Below are 19,983 nucleotides of genomic sequence, written 5' to 3' on the forward strand. Positions count from 1 at the left end.
ACAATGAAGCTAAATTTCTATTTAAAAAGTTTTAAATTGAAAAATAGTTGAAGTTGAGTAATTTCCGGCTTCATCGGTTGTAACCACTTTCCAATAATAGTTCGTGTTTGAAGTTGTATTTACCTGATTTAATCGTTCTTCGGTTACAGTTCCAATCAATGTTGTAGGATTTGGATTTGTTCCAAAATAGACTTTATAATTTACAATATCATTATCAATATCATTTCCCGACCATTCCAAATCAACAGCTGGACCTTGAACACTACTGCTCATTATTGGTGCAACCAAATCAACAGGAAACGGAATATAATTTTCAACTGCATCTCCGGCATTATAGAATTTCCATTTTTCGCTTTCCGCCAAAGTTCCGTTTGCCGCTTTTGCTACAACATACCACGAAAAAGGCGTTCCTTTTAGAAGGTTGATTTCCATCGAAGTATTGCTTTCGGCATTGAATTGCAATTGGGTTTGCGTGTTCAGGTTTTTTACATAAACATAATAGAGGGTGGCATTTTGAGCCGCATTCCATTCAAAGGTGACGCTGCTTTGTGTGGTCGAAACTTCGCTTCCAGTTGTGCATTCTGAATTATTCAACGGAAATAATAAAACTGCCTTATTTGGATTTTCTCCACCGGAACCCCCATTGTCTTCAGAAGAACCACATCCAATACTTAAAGTGAGTGTTAGAAGGGCAAATGTTTTTAAGATGATTCTCATTGTTTGATGATTTTAGTGTTATACATCGAAGTATTTGAAACTACTTTTAAAGCATAAGTTCCAGTTGAAAGCGAACCCATATCGATAGAAAAAGCACTTCCATCGGATTGAAATTGCTTGTTGATCACCAATTTTCCCATCATTGAATAGACTTGGATAAAAACGGTTTCGTCTTTTTTGGCAGGAACATTTATGAAGAGAAAATGATCTTTCACAGGATTTGGATGGGCAAAAATCTTATCTTCCATCAAAAATTTCTCCTGATAAGTTCCTTGGCAAGGCTTGTCGGTTTCAACAGAAACAGCATTTTCTCCAGCTTGCAGGTTGATTATAAAACTGTTTTCATCGGTTATAAAAAGCTGGTCGTTGTGTTTGATTCTGTATAAGTTTCCACCGCTCAAATCTAAAGTAACGCTGTTTTCTTCGTTTGAAACTCTTGCCATTACTGCCAAATCTGCGGGTTCTTGAATCGCGATTTCGAAACAATTCTGAAAGTTGGACAGTGTTGGAATTGTAATGCATACATTATAATTTCCACCGCCTAAATTGCTAAAAGTGGTGTTTTGTGTAAACGAATTGGTCTGGTTGATTCCGTTTCCAGAAATTGCAGCAACATACGGATGATTTGCATTTGCCGTGATTTCTATGCTTCCGTTATTGGAATCTTTGCAGGTTTCGCTTTTGCTTTTGATGGTGAAATTATCATAAGCCAGACTAAAAATCGTACAGCCGTTAAAATCTACCACATCTCCAACGGGGGTGTTTGGGCAATCATCATCGGTATTGGGAACGCCATCATTGTCGTCATCGGGTTGCATAAGCGAAAAGCGGATCCAATTCAAGTTGAAACCGGGATCGATAACGTTTATCCTAAGCATATATCGTCCTGCCGGAAGTGTGGCATTTGAAACTGTTGTTGCCCAAGTGGTCCAAGATCCAGTTGGATTAAAAGTTACGGTTTGATAGGTTGTTGTGGCAGCTCCAATCAATTGCAAATTAATTTTTCCAGTAGCATTCTGTCCAGAAGTTCTGTATTCAACCCTATAGTTTCCATCTTCGGCAATGTTGACCAAAAAATCCAGATAATCGCCACTGTCGGTATAGCCTAAAGCAGAACCACCTCCAATATCGGAGGTGGTTTCTAGTGTCATTCCTTGATTGTGATAGAAATCCTCGGCTTCAATTTTTCCAGAGATTCCTAAAATATTTCCCACGTTGTTTTTTACCGGTTTATTGGTGAAAACAGGTTGTGAAGTGGCATCATTTGCTAAAATATTGGTTCCATTATAAGAAAGTGTCACCACATCCGAAGCATTGATGGCAGTTGCAGGTTGAAGTACAATCGCTCTTGGATTTTCAGGATTTATAGCAACCGAACTGATGGTTTGTTGGGTTCCATTTACAAAAAGCTGTAAATTACTGGCCGAAAAATCAATTCCTGTTTGTAAATTTTTGTTGAAAGTAAGATTCACTTTTTCGCCTAAAATAGAAGTCGAAGCTTCCACCACTTTCATATCGGCTTGAGCCGAAGGAGTTGGGTTTTTAAATTCGATAAAGTTGAGGTTGAAATTCCCTACTTCGAAATAAATCTTGACTTTATTGGTTCCTTGGTTTAATAAAACATCAGTTAAAGTGGCGGTTCCCCAAGTTTCATAACCTCCAGTTGAAGGAAGCGTGATGGTTTCGGAAATTTGACCGTTGGCATCGGCCAGATATAATTTTGCAACAGCAGAAGGACTTGCGTAGCGAATGTCAACATCATAGGACGTTTCAGCATTTACATCGATGGTGTATTGCAACCATTCTTTTGGTTCGATAAATCCTACTTGGAAACCATTGGTTTGGGTGTCATTGCAAGTTTGAATATCAACGCCGTCATTTCGCATCGTCCAACCTTTGTTCCAAGCATCATAGGTTCCGGTGTCGGTTCTGTAATTCACAAAATCAGTGTCGTAATAGGCATGATTGATTCGACCTAAATCATAATTTACAGCATATACTTTTCCTGGTAGAACATGATTTTTATAGGGTAATGTTTCGTTTGATTGCACTTGGCGGAACATAGCATCGATCACATCATATTTTACGGTTACATTTTGCATTTTATAATTTTCGGCAATCTGCATCAAGGCTGCTTTCGCAAAAGCTACGGTAGGTTGTGTACCGCCATTTTGCCAATAATTCAAAAGTGTTTGATAATCGGCAGTTTTGGTAACGGCTGTAACTCCGGCAATACTTTCAATTTTTTTCATTGGCCAAAAAGCCCATCCGATGTTGTGTGATTCAACAAGCGAAATTGCTTCGGCAAACCAAACATTTGAGTTTTCGCCACTTTCTCCCAACCAAATCGGGACATTGTGTTGGGTTCTCAAATTCAAAATTCCTTGGATAGAAGCTGTCGTATTGTAGTTCCAATATTTATGGAAGCTCAAGGCCAAGTTGTCGTCCCAAAGCGGAAACATTCCATTGTAATTATTTCCCCAGCAATTTCCTTCGATAAAAATCAAGTGGTTATTATCGACTTCTCGGATGGCTTGTGTTATGGCAAGTTGCAAGGCCCTCAAAGGACCGTTGTTTTGTTCGTCACAGCCATTTTGATTGGTTCCCGTGAAATTCCAGTTTGGTTCATTAATCAAGTCATAAGCTCCAATCCACGGACTGTCTTTGTATCGGTCGGCTAATTTTCGCCACAAGGCAATCGTTTTATTTCGATTATCGACACTTTCCCAAAGCGATGGTTTTGTGCTGTCATAATCCGAAATGTTGGCGTCTTTCCCTTGTCCGCCTGGAGCGGCATGCAAATCTAAAATCAGGTAAAGATTATTTTCGGCACACCAAGCCAGTAAATTATCGGTCATTTCGAAACCTTCGTCAAGCCAAGTGTTTTGCCCTGCAACAGGTTCTTGTTCGATAGGCAAGGTGTATAAATTATAGTGCATTGGCAACCTTACAGAATTAAACCCCCAAGCGGCAAGCGAATCGATATCCCTTTTAGTGATGCCGTTGTCGCGATAGGCCTGATAAAATTCCGCAGTATTGGTTTCGCCAATCAGCTGTGTGATTTTTTCCTTTATTTTATGTTGAGGTCCGGCAAATGCATCGGTTTGCAACATATAGCCTTCCTGAACCATCCATCCGCCAAGTCCGAGTCCTCTCAAGATGACATTTTGCCCGTTTCCATCGACGATATTTTGTCCGTCGCGATGTAGAAAACCTTGTCCGAAAGAGGATAGGGAAGAGGTTATAAGTAGAAGTAAAATTATTTTTTTCATATTAATCAATTTTAATAAACCAATGTCTGAATGCCATGGGCTGGAATCTCAACAACGGTTTTGTTCATATCTATAAAAAGATTGTAGGTCACTTTTTTATCACTTTTGTTCATCACCACGGTAACCATTTGGCCATCGGTATTCAGAAAAGAAGTGCTTAACAATTGGCTTCTGCTAACTACCGTACTCACTCTTTTTGCCTCCGGACGGATGAATTTTGAAAAATGTCCGATGTAATAATAGGATGGAGTGTAAATCAATTCTCCGGTTGAGGTATTGCCATGGATAGGAGCGAAGCAAAAATTACCAACGTGGTTTGGACCTCCGTTTTGGTCGAGAAGAATATTCCAATCGGTCCAGGCAACAGTACCGTTATTGAAATCGTGAATCATCGAAGCTCCATATCGTTCTCCGTTTGCCCAGAATTGGTATTTTTTAGCATCGAAACTTTCTACACAACCTTCGGTAAACATTAGTTTTTTATCTGGATAAGCTTCGTATACTTTAGCTACGTTTTCATACATTGGTTCGCCACCAGCCCAAGTTTCATACCAGTGAAAACCCATTCCCCATGCATATTTTGAAGCTTCGGGATCGGAATAAATCATATTGGCACGTTGAAACATCAAGTCGCGGTTGTGGTCCCAAACTACAATTTTCTTATCGGCATAACCATTTTTTGCCATTGTTGGTCCAAGAAAATTCTTCAAGAAATCCCTTTCCTCTTCGGCAGTGAAAATGCAAGATTCCCATTTTTGGACCGCCATCGGTTCATTTTGAATCGTGATTCCCCAAATTGGCATTCCTTCTTTTTCATAAGCATTGATGAATTTTGTATAATAATTTGCCCAAGACTGATAGTATTCGGGCAACAGTTTTCCGCCTTTAAGCATGTCTTTGTTGTCTTTCATAAAAGCGGGCGGACTCCACGGACTTGCATAAAGAGGAAGTTTTCCACCAGCCGCTTTAATGGCCGATTTGATCATTGGGATTCGGTATTTCTTGTCATGATCGATGCTAAACGATTTCAAATCCTTGTCGCCTTCCTTGATGTAAGTATAGCTTCCGGAGGCAAAATCAGAGCTGTGTATTGTGGTTCTTAATAAGGAATATCCAATGCCTTTTTCCTTGTCGTAATAGGCATTTAGGAATTCCTGTTGTTTTTCTTTTGAAAGTTTTGCAAATATTTCGGCACTTGCATCGGTTATGGCACCACCAATTCCCATAAAGCTTTGGAAGGTTTTATTGGGATTTACAAATACAGAAATTTCGGTTTCCAAGGGCTGTTTTGCTGGCTTGAAGGCCAAGTTGTCGGTTTGTGTCAGTCGAAGGTTGATGCTGTCGGCTGTTGTATAAACCGTGATTTTTTTTCCATCAGTAGAAAATGCTTTCCCTGAAGATTCTTTTTTGTTTTGGCAAAAGCCAGAGGCTGAAAGTAAAAGTGCTAATAGAACTAAATGGTTTCTTTTCATTGTAATTTTTATTTAGATATCGGATAAATATCAATTCATGGATTTTTATTAGTTTAAAAAATAGCCCGTAACCCAATGATTACAGGCTATTTCAACTAACTCAAACTCAAACTAAACCTTAATCTTGTGGAACTCCACGGAATTCGACATTGTCGATGGTGATGCCGCCTGTTCCTATATTTTCTCCACCACATTTTATAAGTAAATATATTGTTCCTGACTGTGGGAAGCTCACTATGTTTCCGGATCCAACACACCCAACATTGGAAAGTTTTCCGTTGAAAGGACCGTTTGCACAACCATCCCAAGTGCTTAATCCCATTCTTCTTCCATCGGCCGAATAATCGTTTCCAGGAGTTGGAGCAGTTGGTGAAGCATACACTTCAAACCAAGTATTTACAGCACCAGCTCCTGAAACAATCATATCAATAGAATATTCCTTGTTGGCTTCTACTTCTATGGCTTGGTAAATTGCTTGCTGGTTCCATCCTCCACCAGAAATTGTTGCCGTTCCAGGATTGAATGTCCAAGCTGTTCCTGGATCACCAATGTTTAAAACGGTCCATTCTGCATGATCTTCGGCATTTTCAAATTTGCCACCTTTTACTAGGTTTCCTGCTACTGGATCGGAAGTGGCAACTACTACTTCTTGGGCAGATGAAATGGCACTTCCGCCTCTTCCGTAGGCCGTGTGGGTTATCGTGTAAGTTCCCGCATCTGGAAAGAAAATATTCTCCACTAAATCGCCCCTAAAGGAAGTTCCGTCTCCTAAATCCCATTTATGATACCAGATATTTTCAGCACCATTGCTTTCTATCCTGTAACGATTTCCGTTTTCATCGGTTTGAGTTATCGTAAAACTAGCATCAAGATCCATATCTGCCAAACCATTTCCAGTGCCAAATTCTTCTGGTTGACAACTGGTTAAAATACTTGTAGAAAGTAGTACCATAAACAAGTAGCCTATATATTTTTTCATAATTGTCATTTTTAGTTAGGATAATTAAGATTTTGTTGAATTAAAGTGTTGTTCAGTTCTTGCATTGGAATTGGCAAGATCTCGTTTTTACCTGATATGAAACCTTTTGGTCCCAATACAGTTGCGGCTCTACCAGTTCTTACAAGATCATAAAACCGATGTCCTTCTCCAGCCAGTTCAAGTCTTCGTTCATTTATAATTGCATCCATTGAAACTGGAATTGAACCTAAACCAACCCTTGCCCTAACAGCGTCCAACAAGGCTTGAGCTCTTGCTCCAGTAGCACCTAAAGCTTCCGCTTCCATCAAATAAGTATCAGCTAAACGGATGACATATGTATTTTGTCTGTAGTTTGTTTCTGCAACACCACCCCCTGTTGTAACATCTGATTTTAGGGGCATAAATTTTCTCAAATAATATCCTGTGTCCATATAAGTAGCATCAGTTGCATAGTCAATTTTCCCTTCTTGTTTTAGAAGTTTTAGATTGGCAATTGTTGCATTAAAACGAGGATCACCAGACATTGCATCAAATAGATCTTGTGTAACTACATTGAAACTCCATCCACTTGCGAAATCTGGGGCATCATCTGCTATTTTAATATAACCGCGAGGACCTACCATAACATTCAATGTGTTTCCTTCATCTCGATCACTTGCATAGCTTCCCCAATCAGAATTACTTAGGTTAGTATGTGAAGCAGAAAGAATAGCTTCGCTGTGAAATTTATTGTCCACTATCCATAAATCTGCAAAATTGTCAAGTAGTTTGTATCCATATTGACTCGTTTCGCCAGGAGTTCCATTAACTTGTGCTAATTGTTCGGCTGCTAAAGCATTTTTTCCTTGATACAAATACACTTTGCCTAAAAGTGCTTGAGCAGAACCTCTTGAAAAGCGTCCGGCTTCAGTTCCAGGATCAGGAAGCATCATTGGTAAATCAGTAATGGCTTCTACCAAATCAAGTTCAATTTGAGCATATACTTCTTCTTTTGAAGCTTGTGGCACATCAAAAACTTCTGTTGTGTTTAAGGTTCTTGTTAAAAGCGGGATATTGCCAAACATTCTAACTAATTCAAAATTATAATAGGCTCTTAATGCTTTAGCCTCTGCAGTGAAACGAGTTTTAACATTCTCATTCATTGGAATTCCAGGTAGTTTCTCAAGTAATTTATTAGCTCTAAAAACACCTTTAAAATAATCGCTCCAAAAACTTCTTGGCATAGTTCCACCAGTTATAGTGAAATTTGAAAATGATTGGATACCAGCTCCATCAGTAGCACCACCACCTCCTGCAAAATGATCATCTGAACCTGCATTCATCATAGCAATTAGGTTTTCGAACCCACCAGATTGTTTTCTGAAAATATCATATGTGGCTACTAAAGCTCCATAAGCATCTTCTTCATTTGCATAAAAGTTGTCTTCTAGAATTAAAGCATTTTTGTCAGGGTTTAAGAATTCTTCATCACAGGAAATAAAAAGTGATGTGCAAATCAATAGCAGTATATATTTATTTAAATTTTTCATAATCTTAATTTATTAAAATTGTAAGTTAACTCCAAACATATAAGTCTTGGCTTGAGGATAATAGCCTCTATCAATACCCATCACACCACCTCCAATTTCGGGATCATAGCCAGTATATTTAGTGAAAGTGAAAAGATTTTCCCCGGTTACATAAAGTCTGACTTTTTGTAAACCGATCTTTTCGATTAATTTTGTTGGAAGTGAATAACCTAATTGAATAATTTTGATTCTAAAATAGTCGCCATCTTGCAGATAAAAATCGGAAGCATTGCTGAAATTTTTGTTTGTGTCGTTAGAAGTTAGTCGTGGATAAGAATTAGAAGTTCCTTCTCCTGTCCATCTGTTCAAGGCATTGGTTTGCCAGTTTGCAGTTGGAATATCTAAACGTCTCAAGCCTTGGTATATTTGGTTTCCAGCAACCCCTTGGCCAAAAGCAACTAAATCGAAATCTTTATATTTTAAGTTGATGGTAATACCATAGGTGAAATCAGGAAGTGGATTCCCGATGAAATCCCTGTCGTCTCCATCGATATTTCCATCTCCGTCAAGATCTTTGTATCTAAAATCCCCAGGAACGGCATTAGGTTGAATTTTATTCCCATTGGCATCTACATAAGCATCAATTTCGGCTTGATTTTGAAAGATACCGTCTGTTCTTAATCCAAAAAATGAATTTACGGGTTGTCCAGGCTGCGTTCTTACTATAGAATTAAATGCATTTGATTGAATGTTTGGGCCATCTTCAAATTCAACTCCAGGAGCTAAATAGTTAACAGTGTTCTTAATCATTGAAACGTTACCGTTCACAGAGAGGTCAAAATCGCCCATTTTTTTTCTGTATCCAAATGAAACATCAAAACCAGTATTTGACATATCTCCAACATTGGCAGACGGGTCTCCATTTGACCCTACATAGCCTGGAATAGGAAAGGCTTTTAAAATACCATTTGTTTGCTTGTTGAAAATATCAAAAGACAAAGTGAAATTATTAAAAAGTGTTGCATCAAAACCGATGTTGGTTTGAATGGTTTCTTCCCATCGTAAGTCTGGATTGGAAGGAGCATCAGGACTAAAGCCGGCTACCACGTTTCCTTGTGTTCCTAAAGTATAATTTCTTCCACCACCAATTGTTGAAACAAATCGCCAATCTGGAATAGCATCACTTCCAGTAATTCCATAACCACCTCTAAATTTTAAAGTATTGACCACTTTGTTCTCTTTCCAAAAGTCTTCATTTGATGCTACCCATCCAAGAGAGAAAGAAGGAAAAACTCCATATTTATTATTGCTACCAAATCGAGAAGAACCATCTCGTCTTATAATTCCCGTGAAAAGGTATTTTTCATCATAATCATAATTCAGCCTTGCAAAAAGTGAAGTCAGGATATGATGAGTTCCCTCTGCACCCCAAGCGGTTGTGTTTGCAGCAGTAGCTTCGGCATTAATTGAGGCTTCCTGCCAATTATTTGCAGCAATGTTAAATTTTGTAATTCCGTTTCCTCTATTGATATTTGAAACATAACTACCTTGACCAATCAAAGCATCTACATTATGTTTGCCAAAATTTTTCTTATAATTGGCTGTGTTTTCAATATTCCATCCAAAACCTTTTTGAGTTTCTTGATAAACGCTGTTTCGTGTGTTTGTCGAATTAGCATTCAAGTAATATTCAGGTGTGAAGCTATAATTTCCCCAGTAGGAAAGTTTTGCTCCAAGTGTACTTCTAATCTTTAAACCATCGATAATTTCTAATTCAACATAAGTATTTCCCACAAAATTGTCGGACCATCCATAGTTTCCAAGTCGCGTTTGTGCATACGCCAAAGGATTAGACATTTCTTGTTGAACAATGGACGATATTCCATAAGGATTACCGTTTTGATCACGAACAATATTTGCAATATTGTATGGACTTTGATTCAACATATCAGGATCTGTAACAATTACAGGTGTTAATGGATCCAAATTTATTGCAGAAGCCAATGGTCCACCAAATTCATTATTGGTATTTCCTAATCCAATTGTTTTTTCATTAGAATAACCTAAAGTTTGTCCAAATGTAAGTTTGCTAGTCACTTTATGGGTTGAATTTAAACGAATGTTTCTTCGAGTGTATTTTGAAATCTGACTCATCACGATACCATCTTGGTCTTGCAAACCAAAAGAAACATAGAAATTAGATTTGTCATTACCACCACTCAAACTCAATTCGTGACCTTGTCTAAAAGCATTATCATTAAAGATGACATCTTGCCAATTGGTTCCGCTACCTAGAGAAGATGGATTCGCAAAAACAGGTTCGCCACCACCATTTACTGCCATTTCATTTCTTAATGTTGCATATTGTTCAGCATTTAGGAGATCCAGCTTTCTGGCAGGAGAAGAGGATCCTGTAAAACCATTATAGCTAACCATCAATTTTCCAGACTGTCCTTTTTTGGTAGTCACTAAGATCACACCACTTGCAGAGCGTGATCCGTAGATTGCTTGTGATGCAGCATCTTTTAAAACTTCAATCGATTCGATATCTGCCTGATTTAGAAAGCCAATTCCTCCAGCATCGACGATTACCCCATCCACAACCCATAATGGTTCATTATTTCCCATTGAGGTAATACCACGAACTCTAATAGTAGAATTTGTTCCTGGTTGTCCAGCATTTGAAGCGATAAAAACCCCAGAAGCTCTTCCTTGAAGTGATTGTTCAACACGGGTAATTGGTAGATTCTCTAGATCTTTTGCCTTAACACTAGAAATAGCACCCGTTACAACGCTCTTTTTCTGAGTACCATAACCTACAACGATAACTTCTTCAAGGCTTTCTGTGTCAGGTGTTAGTTTAAAATCGATTGTTGTTCTTCCATTTACAGCCTGTTCGGTTGTTATATAACCTATAAAGCTGTAAACTAAAATGCTGTTGGTTCCAACAGTGATTTGATAATTTCCGTCAAAGTCGGTTGAGGTGCCGTTTGTAGCTCCTTTCTCTGAAACGGTAACTCCGGGCATCGGTAGCCCGACTTCATCTACAATTTTACCCCGTACATTTATGTCTTGGGCATAAATGTTAATGGAGAATAGAATAGACGAAAAACAAAAATAGAGTAATTTTGTAAATTTCATATTTCTGAAAATTTTGGTTAGTTAATTATTGATTCACAGCAATATTAGGCCTATTTTTTTATTATCAGTAATTTAATATCATTACAAAAACACATCAAGTTTGCAATTTTTACTAAACAAAAACACATCAAAATAATTTTAAATTAATGATATTCAGTATTTTAAAAATAATTTTAAAATGTTACGAAAACGTTAACTTAAAAAAACAAACACTACATTTATAGAAATATTCAATTAACACATCATTTATTGGTCTTTTAAGGTTTAATTAACAGTAAAACAAGGTGGTTTGAAAACAAAAACCATTGAATTTATTTTATATAGTTATGAAATGTATTGCATTTTTTTTAAGATTTTTTTTCATTCTTTTTTTATGTAATTTGGTAAATGGACAAGTCAAAAACATAGGATTACCTGAAATTAATAACTATAAGAAATCAGATTATAAGGGTGGAACTCAAAACTGGGGTATCGATCAGGATGCAAACGGCAATTTGTATTTTGCAAATAATTCAGGACTCTTAAAATTTGATGGCTCTTCTTGGAGTGAATATAACATCCCTAATAATTCTTCTATCCGATCGCTGAAAGTTGGAGGTTCGAATAAAATTTATGCAGGAGGTTATAATGAATTTGGCTATTTTGAGCCCAACGAAAAAGGGAAATTACTCTATCATTCGGTTTCCAAATTGGTTAACGAAAATAACAGGCACCAGATTGATTTCATATGGAAAATACATCAATTCAAAAATGAAATAATCTATCAGGCTTTTGAAAAGGCTTACATATATAATGGGAAAACCTTAAAATTAATTGAAGCTCCCGGAAAATTTCAGTTTTCTTTTGTGGTAAACGATAGGCTCTATTTTCAGGACAGTTCGTTCGGATTAATGGAATATGTGAATGGAAAGCTCGTTGTTTTGCCCGGAACGATGGTCTTGAACAACACCGAAGTTTGGGGTATTTTTCCGTTATCAAAAACAAAAATGCTTGTTACAACTTTAGACAAGGGATTGTTTGTCTATGAAAACAACATCCTTACCCAATGGGAAACCGAAGCAAATGCTTTTATGAAGAAAAACAGTTGTCTGGGAGGTGTTGAAATTCAGAAAAAGTTCATTGCCTTGAATTCGGTTTTGGATGGTGTTGTCATAACTGATTTGGAGGGAAATATCCTGCAGCACATCAACAGGAAAAAAGGAATGCAGAACAATACCGTGCTTTCGTCTTTTATTGACAGCAAAAACAATTTATGGCTCGGTTTGGATAACGGGATTACCTTTATCAACGAGAGTTCGCCCTTCACTTACTTTGGCTTTAGCTACGGAATCAGTACGGTTTATGCTTCGGTTGTTCACAACAATAATCTATATGTTGCCACCAATCAGGGCTTGTTTTATCATTCCTGGGGAAAGACTTTTAAGGAAGATTCTTTCGAATTGGTTCAAGGAACTACCGGACAAGCGTGGAATATTCAGGTTATCGATGGACAGTTGTTTTGTGGACACAATCGCGGGATGCTTCAAGTTTCTGGAAATAAGGTGGTTAAAACTTTAGATTCAAACGGTTATTGGAGCTTAAAGAAAATTCCGAATCAGCCCAATTTATTGATTGGTTCCAACTATAGCGGATTTGCAATATTCCAAAAAATAGGAAACGAATGGAGTTTTAGAAATTATATTGAAGGGATGACCAAATCGGCAAGTACTTATGAGATAGAAGACCAAAATGTTTGGTTGAAAAAAGATGAGTTTTTGTATCAGATGAAGCTCAGCAACGACTTTATGAAGTTTAAATCCATCAAGACCTATCAAAATTTATCGCCAACCGAAAGAGGAATCGCAAGTATCCAGAAAATCAACAACAGGATTTATTTTCAAAACAACAATCATTTTTACAGGTATTCGGCCGAAAGGGATTTGTTTTTTGAAGACAAGCAAATGAGTGTTTTGTTTAAAGATTTACCTATGATTAGGTCGTCTTTTCAGGATAAGATTGGGAACATTTGGTACATTTATAATGAATCGATTGGAGTTTTAAAGAAAGACAATGAAACGGGTTATGAAAATATATTGGCTCCTTTCTCGAATCTAACGGGAAATATCCTGTTTGATTATTTGTCCATCAACACCATCGATTCAAGAAATATTTTTATCGGCATGACCGACGGATTAGCCCATTACGATCCAGAACTGCTTAACAATTTCTCTTCAAAACCAAAAGCATTCATCAGGAGTTTTTCCTTTCCTAGTGACACGTTGATTGTGGGAAATATTCCAAAAAACAAAGTCTATGAGATTCCGTATCAATCGAATAATGTGAAGTTTACTTTCTCATCGCCTACATATGAAAATCTTGCCAATGTAGAATTCTCGTACAAGCTTGAAGGTTTTGATGAAAATTGGAGCAATTGGACAACCGTTTCCATGAAAGAATATACCAATCTTCGGGAAGACGATTATTGCATGAAGGTCAGGGTTAGAAACAGTTATGGGGTTATTTCGGAACCAGCTGAAGTTGCTTTCACGGTCCGTCCTCCTTTTTACCGGCATTTTCTGGCTTATATTTTCTACTTAATGGCAATTGTAGGTATTGTTTATCTTATTCGTCAGAGAATCAAGATGAAGATTCGCAAGAATAAATACTATGAAACCATCGAACAGCGAAGGCTTTATTTGGAGAAGGAAGCCAAAATCCGTCAGGAACAATTTGAATTGGAAAAGGAAATCGAACGCCTCAAGAACGACAAACTCAAGATAAAAATCTTGGCAAAGGACAAGGAACTGGTTAACAATTCGCTTCAGGTAGTCAAGAAAAACAAGATTCTAAACGGCATCATCCATAAATTGAAAGATATAGATGTGGAGAATATGGACGATTCAGTAAAATTTCAATTCGGAAAACTCAACAAAAGCATCGTTAAGGAAGTCAATGCCGACAAAAGTTGGAAGGATTTGGAAAAACACATCAAGAACGTACATTTTGATTTCCTAAAAAGATTGAAGGAAAAATACCCAACTATTTCACCCCGCGAATTGGATCTTTCAACCTATCTGTTGATGAACATGTCCACCAAGGAAATTGCCGAAATCATGAACATATCCAGTGGAGGAGTAGAATTGGCCCGATACCGACTTCGCAAAAAACTGGAACTCAACAAAAAGGAAAACTTGATTGGATTTTTGATGAGTATCTAAACAAAAAAAAAGCGTCTAGTTTTAGACGCTTTTAGTAGTTAATTTAAAAAAATATTATAGAACGAAATAAGTATTTTTTACCGGTTCAATATGGGCTTCGCTTGCAAGTGCTTGAATCTGATCCTCTTCAAATTCATCACGGTATTCGTTGACCATCTGCATCAGGTTTCGCTCAATATTGTTTGAAATTGCCGTTACAGGAGTATCCGTTGGTCTGCTTTCAAACGGATCCTGAAGATGGATGGCCATTTTTTCAATCAAGAAGAATGCCGCGCCAATGGTTGTTACCAAAGGAATTTGCAACCAACCGATTAAATCGTTTAATCCGAAAGGCAATAAAATCAAAAACAGACATAGCGTGAAACGGATGTACATACTATAGGTTGTTGGGAAAATCGTGTTCTTGATTCGCTCACATTTACCCATAGAATCACACAATCTTGTCAGCGTGTTGTCGATTTCTACCTGCTGATAAACGTTCAAATATCCGTTCTGACTCGCTATTTTCAAGTCTTTTGAATGTAGGATCAGTAATGCATTGGGAACGTGCTTGTGTTTTTTAACGAAACGCAATTCCTCTGGCGAAAGCAAATGTTTTATAGGCTTGATGGGATCCTTGTCACGAAGTGCCTGACCCAAACTATAGCACCATGCCGCTTGCCTGTTGGCAAATTTTTTCTTGAAATCGTTTGCCTCTACAGAAAAATCAGGATCCTTATAAAACGTCATTACTTGTCTGACCAAGGTTCTGGAATCGTTTACAATTGCACCCCAAATGATTCGGGCTTCCCACCATCTGTCATAGGCTTGGTTCGACTTGAAAGCCAAAAGCAAGGAGATGATCGTACCAATAATGGTTGGAATCGCAATCGGAATGTTCAGTGCACTTGCCTCAAAATAGGAATGTGCTATTTCAAATGCAATTACATAAATGAGAACCAAAACTAGCTCAAATTGTATTTTTCCCAAGACATATTTCATTGGGATTTTTTTATTTAATAGCATATATTTTTACTTTAAAGGTGAATAATTAATGTTGCAATAATTCTTAAACAAGCTCTTCATAGACCGAAAGAACAGGAAGACCTAAAAGTTCATTGATGGCTTTTTTGTGCTTTTTCTTAAAAGAAATTTTTTCTGGTTTTCTGGTTTCAATCAACAAGCTAATTTGATTTTTAGAAATCGCTTCAGACAGCATCGCTGTCATGTCTTCTGGTACTTGGCTTTCTAATAATTTAGCTTGGCTTACAATTTTGCAATCAAAATCATTCTGGATCAATTGCTGTACATCTTCCGCATGAAATCTGGATTTTATGGTCTCGATGTACAGGGCTTTTGATAAATCATATTCTTCGCAATTTTCCGTCAAATGAAGAATTGGCGATTTGCAGTTGCATAAAAGTTGAAGACATTGTTGTTGTATTTTTTTGACAGAAGCCTTATAAGAAGGAGTCACAATAGTAAGGCAAATGTTATGGAATTCAATCAGGTTTTTAATCAATGGGGAAGAAATGCCATATTGATTATGAATCTTTAGGGTGCAATTTTCGTTCTCTTTTATAATTGTTCTGATCTGGTTCAGAACGTTTTTTTGAGAAGCCCTCATCTCGCTTTTAATAGTTCTCAGAAAAAAGGAAGCCGATTCGGTGTCAGGAACATCCGCTACAATCATTAGTAAGATTGTGCATTTTTCATCCTTAGATTGTCGGATAGCGGTTTTTACGGCATTGATAGTATCTGCTTCTAGGGTCGTTGGTATCAGTAAATTTTTCATAAGTATAATTTTTATTTTTTATACTTACAAAGAAACCATTGCAACGTTAGAGCAATCTTAATCTAAAATTAGAATTTCCTAAGATTTAAGATTAGAATTTTTAATGTTGGATTTGTGGAAGGTAATCGTCACGACAGTTCCCTTTCCAGTCTCGGATTGTACTTGGATTTCGCCGTTGTGCATCCTGATGATTTTCATGGCCAAAGGAAGTCCCAAACCATAGCCGGTATATTTGGAGGCAATTTTCCCCCTAAAGAAAGGTTCATACAAATGCGGAATGTCTTCTGGCGGAATTCCAATTCCAATATCTGTAATCGTGACTTTGATTTTATCCTTTTCTGCCAAAAGCGAAACAAAGACTTCATCATTATCAGAATATTTCACTCCGTTTGAAATGATGTTGTTCAACGCCAATTCTAATAAAGGTTTGTTGCAGGGAATATTCAGCAGATACTCATCATTCGGAATATTTCCGAGTTTGATGTTCACGCGGTTGTTGGGATAAATCTTGTCCACATCGGCTTTCACATCAATTAAAAGTTCATCAATTCGGGCAATATCCAGTACTTGTTTGTTGCCGTCATAACCCGTTTGGGTCAGCTTCAACAAGCCTTCGGTGAGATTTCCAAGTTTTGAAGCCTGCTTGTGGATGTTTTCCAAAGATTGTATATAATCAGCCGTTTCGCGTTCTTTCAAGAGCATGATTTCGCTTTCGGCAATTATTGTTGTGATCGGAGTTTTTAGCTCGTGTGAAGCATTATTGATGAAATTGGCCTGGATTTCAAAGGATGTTTCTAATCGGTCCAACATGTCGTTGAAGGTCTTGGTCAGGTCCGAAATTTCATCAGAATTATCAACTTCTGGAAGTCGGTTATGTAAATTTGATGCACTGATTCTTTTCACTTCTTTCGTAATTCTCGAAACCGGATTGATGAATCTTTTGGCCAAAAAGCGGCCGAAAAAGTAAGCCATCACAACAAAAGCAATTCCTCCGAAAAGTAAAATCTGAATGATATAAATTGCACTGGTGTTTCCCCGACGGTCTTTCGCACTCACTATAACCATATATTTTTGACCGGATTCATTGAAAACCTGCCCATAATGATAAACGTGGTCCTCTTCGGTCCAGCCCGAACCATTTTTCATGACTTCCTTGTAGAATCCTGGCTCAAGATGCAATTCAGTATTGTATTCGAAACTGTTTTCTCCGTTTATTTTTAGGACATAATTTTTTTCCTCGATAAGTTCCTCAAGTCCTTCCTTTTTGAAATCCTGGAAATATTTTGCCTTCACAACATCGTCCTGATAATGAATCGAAGCGGCTATTTTTGCCCTGTCGTGCAGTCTTTTCAGGAAATAATATTGGTTGTTTTGTTTGAATAAAAAGAAAACCACAATGCTCAACAGCAAGGTGCTGAAACACGAAAGTGCGATATAGGTGACCGTAATTTTTTTTCGAATCTGCATATTATGGTTTTATCACGTAGCCCAAACCTTTGATCGTCTGGATAAGGTTGGTTTGATAGGGTTTGTCTATTTTTTTTCGAAGATAATTGATATATACATCAACCACATTCGTATTCATATCGAAATTAATGTCCCACACATTGTCGAGGATTTTTTCTCGTGAGAGAATCATCCCAGAATTCTTGGCGAGATAATACAAAAGCTTGAATTCCTTGGCTGTGAGGACAATGTTGTCGCCATTTCGCTTCACCGATTTAGAACGTCCGTCAATTTCCAAATCCTCAATTTCTATGATGTCATTCGGCTTGTTGTCTAAATTCGCACGTCGGGCCAATGCACTGATTCTAGCTTCGAGTTCGGTAAATTTAAAAGGCTTTGCCATATAGTCATCTGCACCAGCATTCAAGCCCGTCACGACATTCTCGGTGGTTCCCAAGGCAGTTAGAAGCAAAATTGGAACAAAGTTTTTGGAAGCCCTCAATCTTCGGCAAATTTCAATTCCGTTGATTTCCGGAATCATGATGTCCAGAATCACCACATCAAAATTGTGTTCCTGAATCATTTCCAGGGCAGTCCTTCCATCCATTGCAACACTCACTTCGTTGTTGTTTTCAGAAAGACCCTTTCGGATAACCGACAATAAATTAGGTTCATCTTCAACGACAAGTAACTTCATAAGCAATGAATTGTTTTGGAATAGAATACAAAAATAGGTATTGATTTCTTAAAAATGTGTAAAAGCCTCAAACACACTTTGTGTTTTTAATAGATTCTTAATGATATAAAAGCTTTTGGTGTAATATCGGAATTAATTCTAATTATTTTTATCGATATAGGAAACGCAAAGCCGATTTTTTTTTTGGGTTAAACAAAAAAAGCATCTATAAACTAGATGCTTTGATTTTAAGATAAATAGGGGGCTATTTTTTCTTCGTCTTTTTAGCTTTTTTCTCTGGCAATAATGTAAACGAACTCGCTACAAAACGGTTGTCTTTTACCTCTCCAGTAACTTCCGCTTGACGGACTTTCGAACAAAAACCATCTTCGCCATGAGCATCACCGTGGTCGTCCAGTTTCGTTCCATCAACAAAATAAGGTTTTCCGTCAATCTTTACCGCCAAATCACATCCTTTTTTGTCTTTCATCCCAAAGTTGCATTGTCCACATGAAGCTTCCACAACTTGAGGTTTTGTAATTTTTTTGTCTTGTGCATTGGCTCCGAAAGCAAGAAGGAACAATGCAATGGTCATTATGTTTTTCATATTATTTATAGGTTATGGTTACTAATTTTGAAGCGTCTTTCGCTCGTTCTATAATTTCTTCAATCGGAGTTTCCAGCGTGTCATTCGTTAAGGCAACACCCATTCTGCGATAAGGTCTTGATGTTGGTTTTCCAAATATACGGAAATCGGTCTTGGCCAGTCCGGCAATTTTTTCCAATCCTTCATAATTGGGATTCGATGAATTTTCGGAAGCTAAAATCACAGCGCTTGCTCCATTTTTCTCTAATTTGATTTCGAAAATAGGAAGGCTTAAAATCGCACGAAGATGCAATTCAAATTCATTGAAATTTTGTGTTCCCGCCAAAGTCACCATTCCTGTATCATGTGGTCTTGGAGACAATTCTGAGAAATAAACGCCATCATCCGCCAGGAAAAATTCAACACCAAAAAGTCCTGCACCACCAAGGGCTTCAGTTACTTTTTCGGCCATATCTTGAGCCTCGAATAAATCCTTGTCGGAAATTCGAGCCGGTTGCCAGCTTTCCTGATAATCGCCACGTTCCTGTCGATGTCCGATTGGAGCACAAAAAAGTGTTGGATTATTGTTTTGGGTAACCGTCAAAAGCGTGATTTCTGAATTGAATTTTACAAAAGCTTCCACAATTACTTCTACGACATCGCCTCGCGAACCTTCAACGGCATAATTCCAAGCTTTCTCAATATCTTCTTCAGATTTGATGGTAGATTGTCCTTTTCCAGAAGACGACATCAGCGGTTTTACGACGCATGGAATTCCAACTTCTTGCACGGCTTTTTGCAATTCTTCGGATGAAGTTGCGTAACGGTAATTGGCGGTTTTCAATCCCAATTCCTTCGAGGCCAAATCACGAATGGCTTTACGGTTCATCGTGAAGTTTGCCGCTTTCGCAGATGGAACTACCGTGATGCCTTCTTTTTCATAATCATAAAAACGTTCCGTACGGATCGCCTCGATTTCGGGAACAATAAAGTCGGGTTTATGTTTTGCAACGATAGCATCCAAGGCATCGCCATCCAGCATATTGATAATTTCAAAACCGTGTGCTACTTGCATGGCCGGTGCATTTTCATAACTGTCAACGGCAATAACGGTTTGCCCAATTCGTTGTGCCGCAATCACGAATTCCTTCCCTAATTCTCCTGAACCGAGTAATAGTATTTTCTTTTGCATTAGTGTGTTGTTTGAAGCTTTAA

At 37.7% G+C, this 19,983-nt stretch carries 13 protein-coding genes; 1 reads left to right on the top strand and 12 read right to left on the bottom strand.

Annotated elements, in window-relative coordinates:
- Positions 1-21: 21 nt before the first annotated feature.
- From J2X31_RS04205 to J2X31_RS04230, 6 genes are all read right to left on the bottom strand, one after another.
- Positions 22-717 (bottom strand): fibronectin type III domain-containing protein, encoded by a 696-nt coding sequence (locus J2X31_RS04205; protein ID WP_310024726.1) that lies wholly within the window; start codon positions 715-717, stop codon positions 22-24.
- Complete coding sequence (locus J2X31_RS04210; RefSeq protein ID WP_310024728.1) at positions 714-3,989, bottom strand: carbohydrate-binding protein; 3,276 nt, start codon at positions 3,987-3,989, stop codon at positions 714-716. Before J2X31_RS04210 ends, J2X31_RS04205 begins: the two co-directional genes overlap by 4 nt.
- Before the next feature lie 11 nt (positions 3,990-4,000).
- Positions 4,001-5,461, bottom strand: coding sequence for a glycoside hydrolase family 30 protein (locus tag J2X31_RS04215; RefSeq protein WP_310024729.1), 1,461 nt, complete (start codon positions 5,459-5,461; stop codon positions 4,001-4,003).
- Between the two features lie 118 nt (positions 5,462-5,579).
- Positions 5,580-6,440, bottom strand: coding sequence for a hypothetical protein (locus J2X31_RS04220; RefSeq protein WP_310024732.1), 861 nt, complete (start codon positions 6,438-6,440; stop codon positions 5,580-5,582).
- 11 nt (positions 6,441-6,451) lie between these two features.
- Positions 6,452-7,969 carry a RagB/SusD family nutrient uptake outer membrane protein gene (locus J2X31_RS04225; protein WP_310024735.1) on the bottom strand — a complete coding sequence of 506 codons (1,518 nt, stop codon included), beginning with the start codon at positions 7,967-7,969 and terminating at the stop codon, positions 6,452-6,454.
- A 12-nt stretch (positions 7,970-7,981) separates the two neighbouring features.
- Positions 7,982-11,089 (bottom strand): SusC/RagA family TonB-linked outer membrane protein, encoded by a 3,108-nt coding sequence (locus J2X31_RS04230; RefSeq protein ID WP_310024738.1) that lies wholly within the window; start codon positions 11,087-11,089, stop codon positions 7,982-7,984.
- Between the two features lie 380 nt (positions 11,090-11,469).
- Between J2X31_RS04230 and J2X31_RS04235 the strand changes: the two genes are divergently transcribed.
- Positions 11,470-14,286 carry a LuxR C-terminal-related transcriptional regulator gene (locus tag J2X31_RS04235; protein ID WP_310024739.1) on the top strand — a complete coding sequence of 939 codons (2,817 nt, stop codon included), beginning with the start codon at positions 11,470-11,472 and terminating at the stop codon, positions 14,284-14,286.
- Positions 14,287-14,340: 54 nt separating this feature from the next.
- On the opposite strand, the gene J2X31_RS04240 is transcribed toward J2X31_RS04235, so the two are convergent.
- The 6 genes from J2X31_RS04240 to purT form a co-directional block, all read right to left on the bottom strand.
- Positions 14,341-15,267: a bestrophin family protein gene (locus tag J2X31_RS04240; protein ID WP_310024741.1), complete on the bottom strand. Its 927-nt coding sequence runs from the start codon at positions 15,265-15,267 to the stop codon at positions 14,341-14,343.
- Between the two features lie 67 nt (positions 15,268-15,334).
- Positions 15,335-16,060, bottom strand: coding sequence for a putative universal stress family protein (locus J2X31_RS04245; RefSeq protein ID WP_310024745.1), 726 nt, complete (start codon positions 16,058-16,060; stop codon positions 15,335-15,337).
- Between the two features lie 78 nt (positions 16,061-16,138).
- Positions 16,139-17,527, bottom strand: coding sequence for an ATP-binding protein (locus tag J2X31_RS04250; protein WP_310024746.1), 1,389 nt, complete (start codon positions 17,525-17,527; stop codon positions 16,139-16,141).
- 1 nt (position 17,528) lies between these two features.
- Positions 17,529-18,203 carry a response regulator transcription factor gene (locus tag J2X31_RS04255; protein ID WP_310024748.1) on the bottom strand — a complete coding sequence of 225 codons (675 nt, stop codon included), beginning with the start codon at positions 18,201-18,203 and terminating at the stop codon, positions 17,529-17,531.
- A 244-nt stretch (positions 18,204-18,447) separates the two neighbouring features.
- Entirely contained in the window at positions 18,448-18,789 is a 342-nt protein-coding gene (locus J2X31_RS04260) for a DUF6370 family protein (protein WP_310024750.1), read from the bottom strand.
- A 1-nt stretch (position 18,790) separates the two neighbouring features.
- Entirely contained in the window at positions 18,791-19,960 is a 1,170-nt protein-coding gene (gene purT / locus J2X31_RS04265) for a formate-dependent phosphoribosylglycinamide formyltransferase (RefSeq protein WP_310024751.1), read from the bottom strand.
- Between the last annotated feature and the right edge of the window lie 23 nt (positions 19,961-19,983).

It is taken from the genome of Flavobacterium arsenatis (assembly GCF_031456785.1).
GTDB classification, from domain to species: Bacteria; Bacteroidota; Bacteroidia; order Flavobacteriales; family Flavobacteriaceae; genus Flavobacterium; species Flavobacterium arsenatis.

Excerpts from the sequence above, each read along its gene's own strand:
- J2X31_RS04205 (WP_310024726.1), bottom strand. The coding sequence starts at position 717 with ATGAGAATCATCTTAAAAACATTTGCCCTTCTAACACTCACTTTAAGT.
- J2X31_RS04210 (WP_310024728.1), bottom strand. The coding sequence starts at position 3,989 with ATGAAAAAAATAATTTTACTTCTACTTATAACCTCTTCCCTATCCTCT.
- J2X31_RS04215 (WP_310024729.1), bottom strand. The coding sequence starts at position 5,461 with ATGAAAAGAAACCATTTAGTTCTATTAGCACTTTTACTTTCAGCCTCT.
- J2X31_RS04220 (WP_310024732.1), bottom strand. The coding sequence starts at position 6,440 with ATGAAAAAATATATAGGCTACTTGTTTATGGTACTACTTTCTACAAGT.
- J2X31_RS04225 (WP_310024735.1), bottom strand. The coding sequence starts at position 7,969 with ATGAAAAATTTAAATAAATATATACTGCTATTGATTTGCACATCACTT.
- J2X31_RS04230 (WP_310024738.1), bottom strand. The coding sequence starts at position 11,089 with ATGAAATTTACAAAATTACTCTATTTTTGTTTTTCGTCTATTCTATTC.
- J2X31_RS04240 (WP_310024741.1), bottom strand. The coding sequence starts at position 15,267 with ATGAAATATGTCTTGGGAAAAATACAATTTGAGCTAGTTTTGGTTCTC.
- J2X31_RS04245 (WP_310024745.1), bottom strand. The coding sequence starts at position 16,060 with ATGAAAAATTTACTGATACCAACGACCCTAGAAGCAGATACTATCAAT.
- J2X31_RS04250 (WP_310024746.1), bottom strand. The coding sequence starts at position 17,527 with ATGCAGATTCGAAAAAAAATTACGGTCACCTATATCGCACTTTCGTGT.
- J2X31_RS04255 (WP_310024748.1), bottom strand. The coding sequence starts at position 18,203 with ATGAAGTTACTTGTCGTTGAAGATGAACCTAATTTATTGTCGGTTATC.
- J2X31_RS04260 (WP_310024750.1), bottom strand. The coding sequence starts at position 18,789 with ATGAAAAACATAATGACCATTGCATTGTTCCTTCTTGCTTTCGGAGCC.
- purT (WP_310024751.1), bottom strand. The coding sequence starts at position 19,960 with ATGCAAAAGAAAATACTATTACTCGGTTCAGGAGAATTAGGGAAGGAA.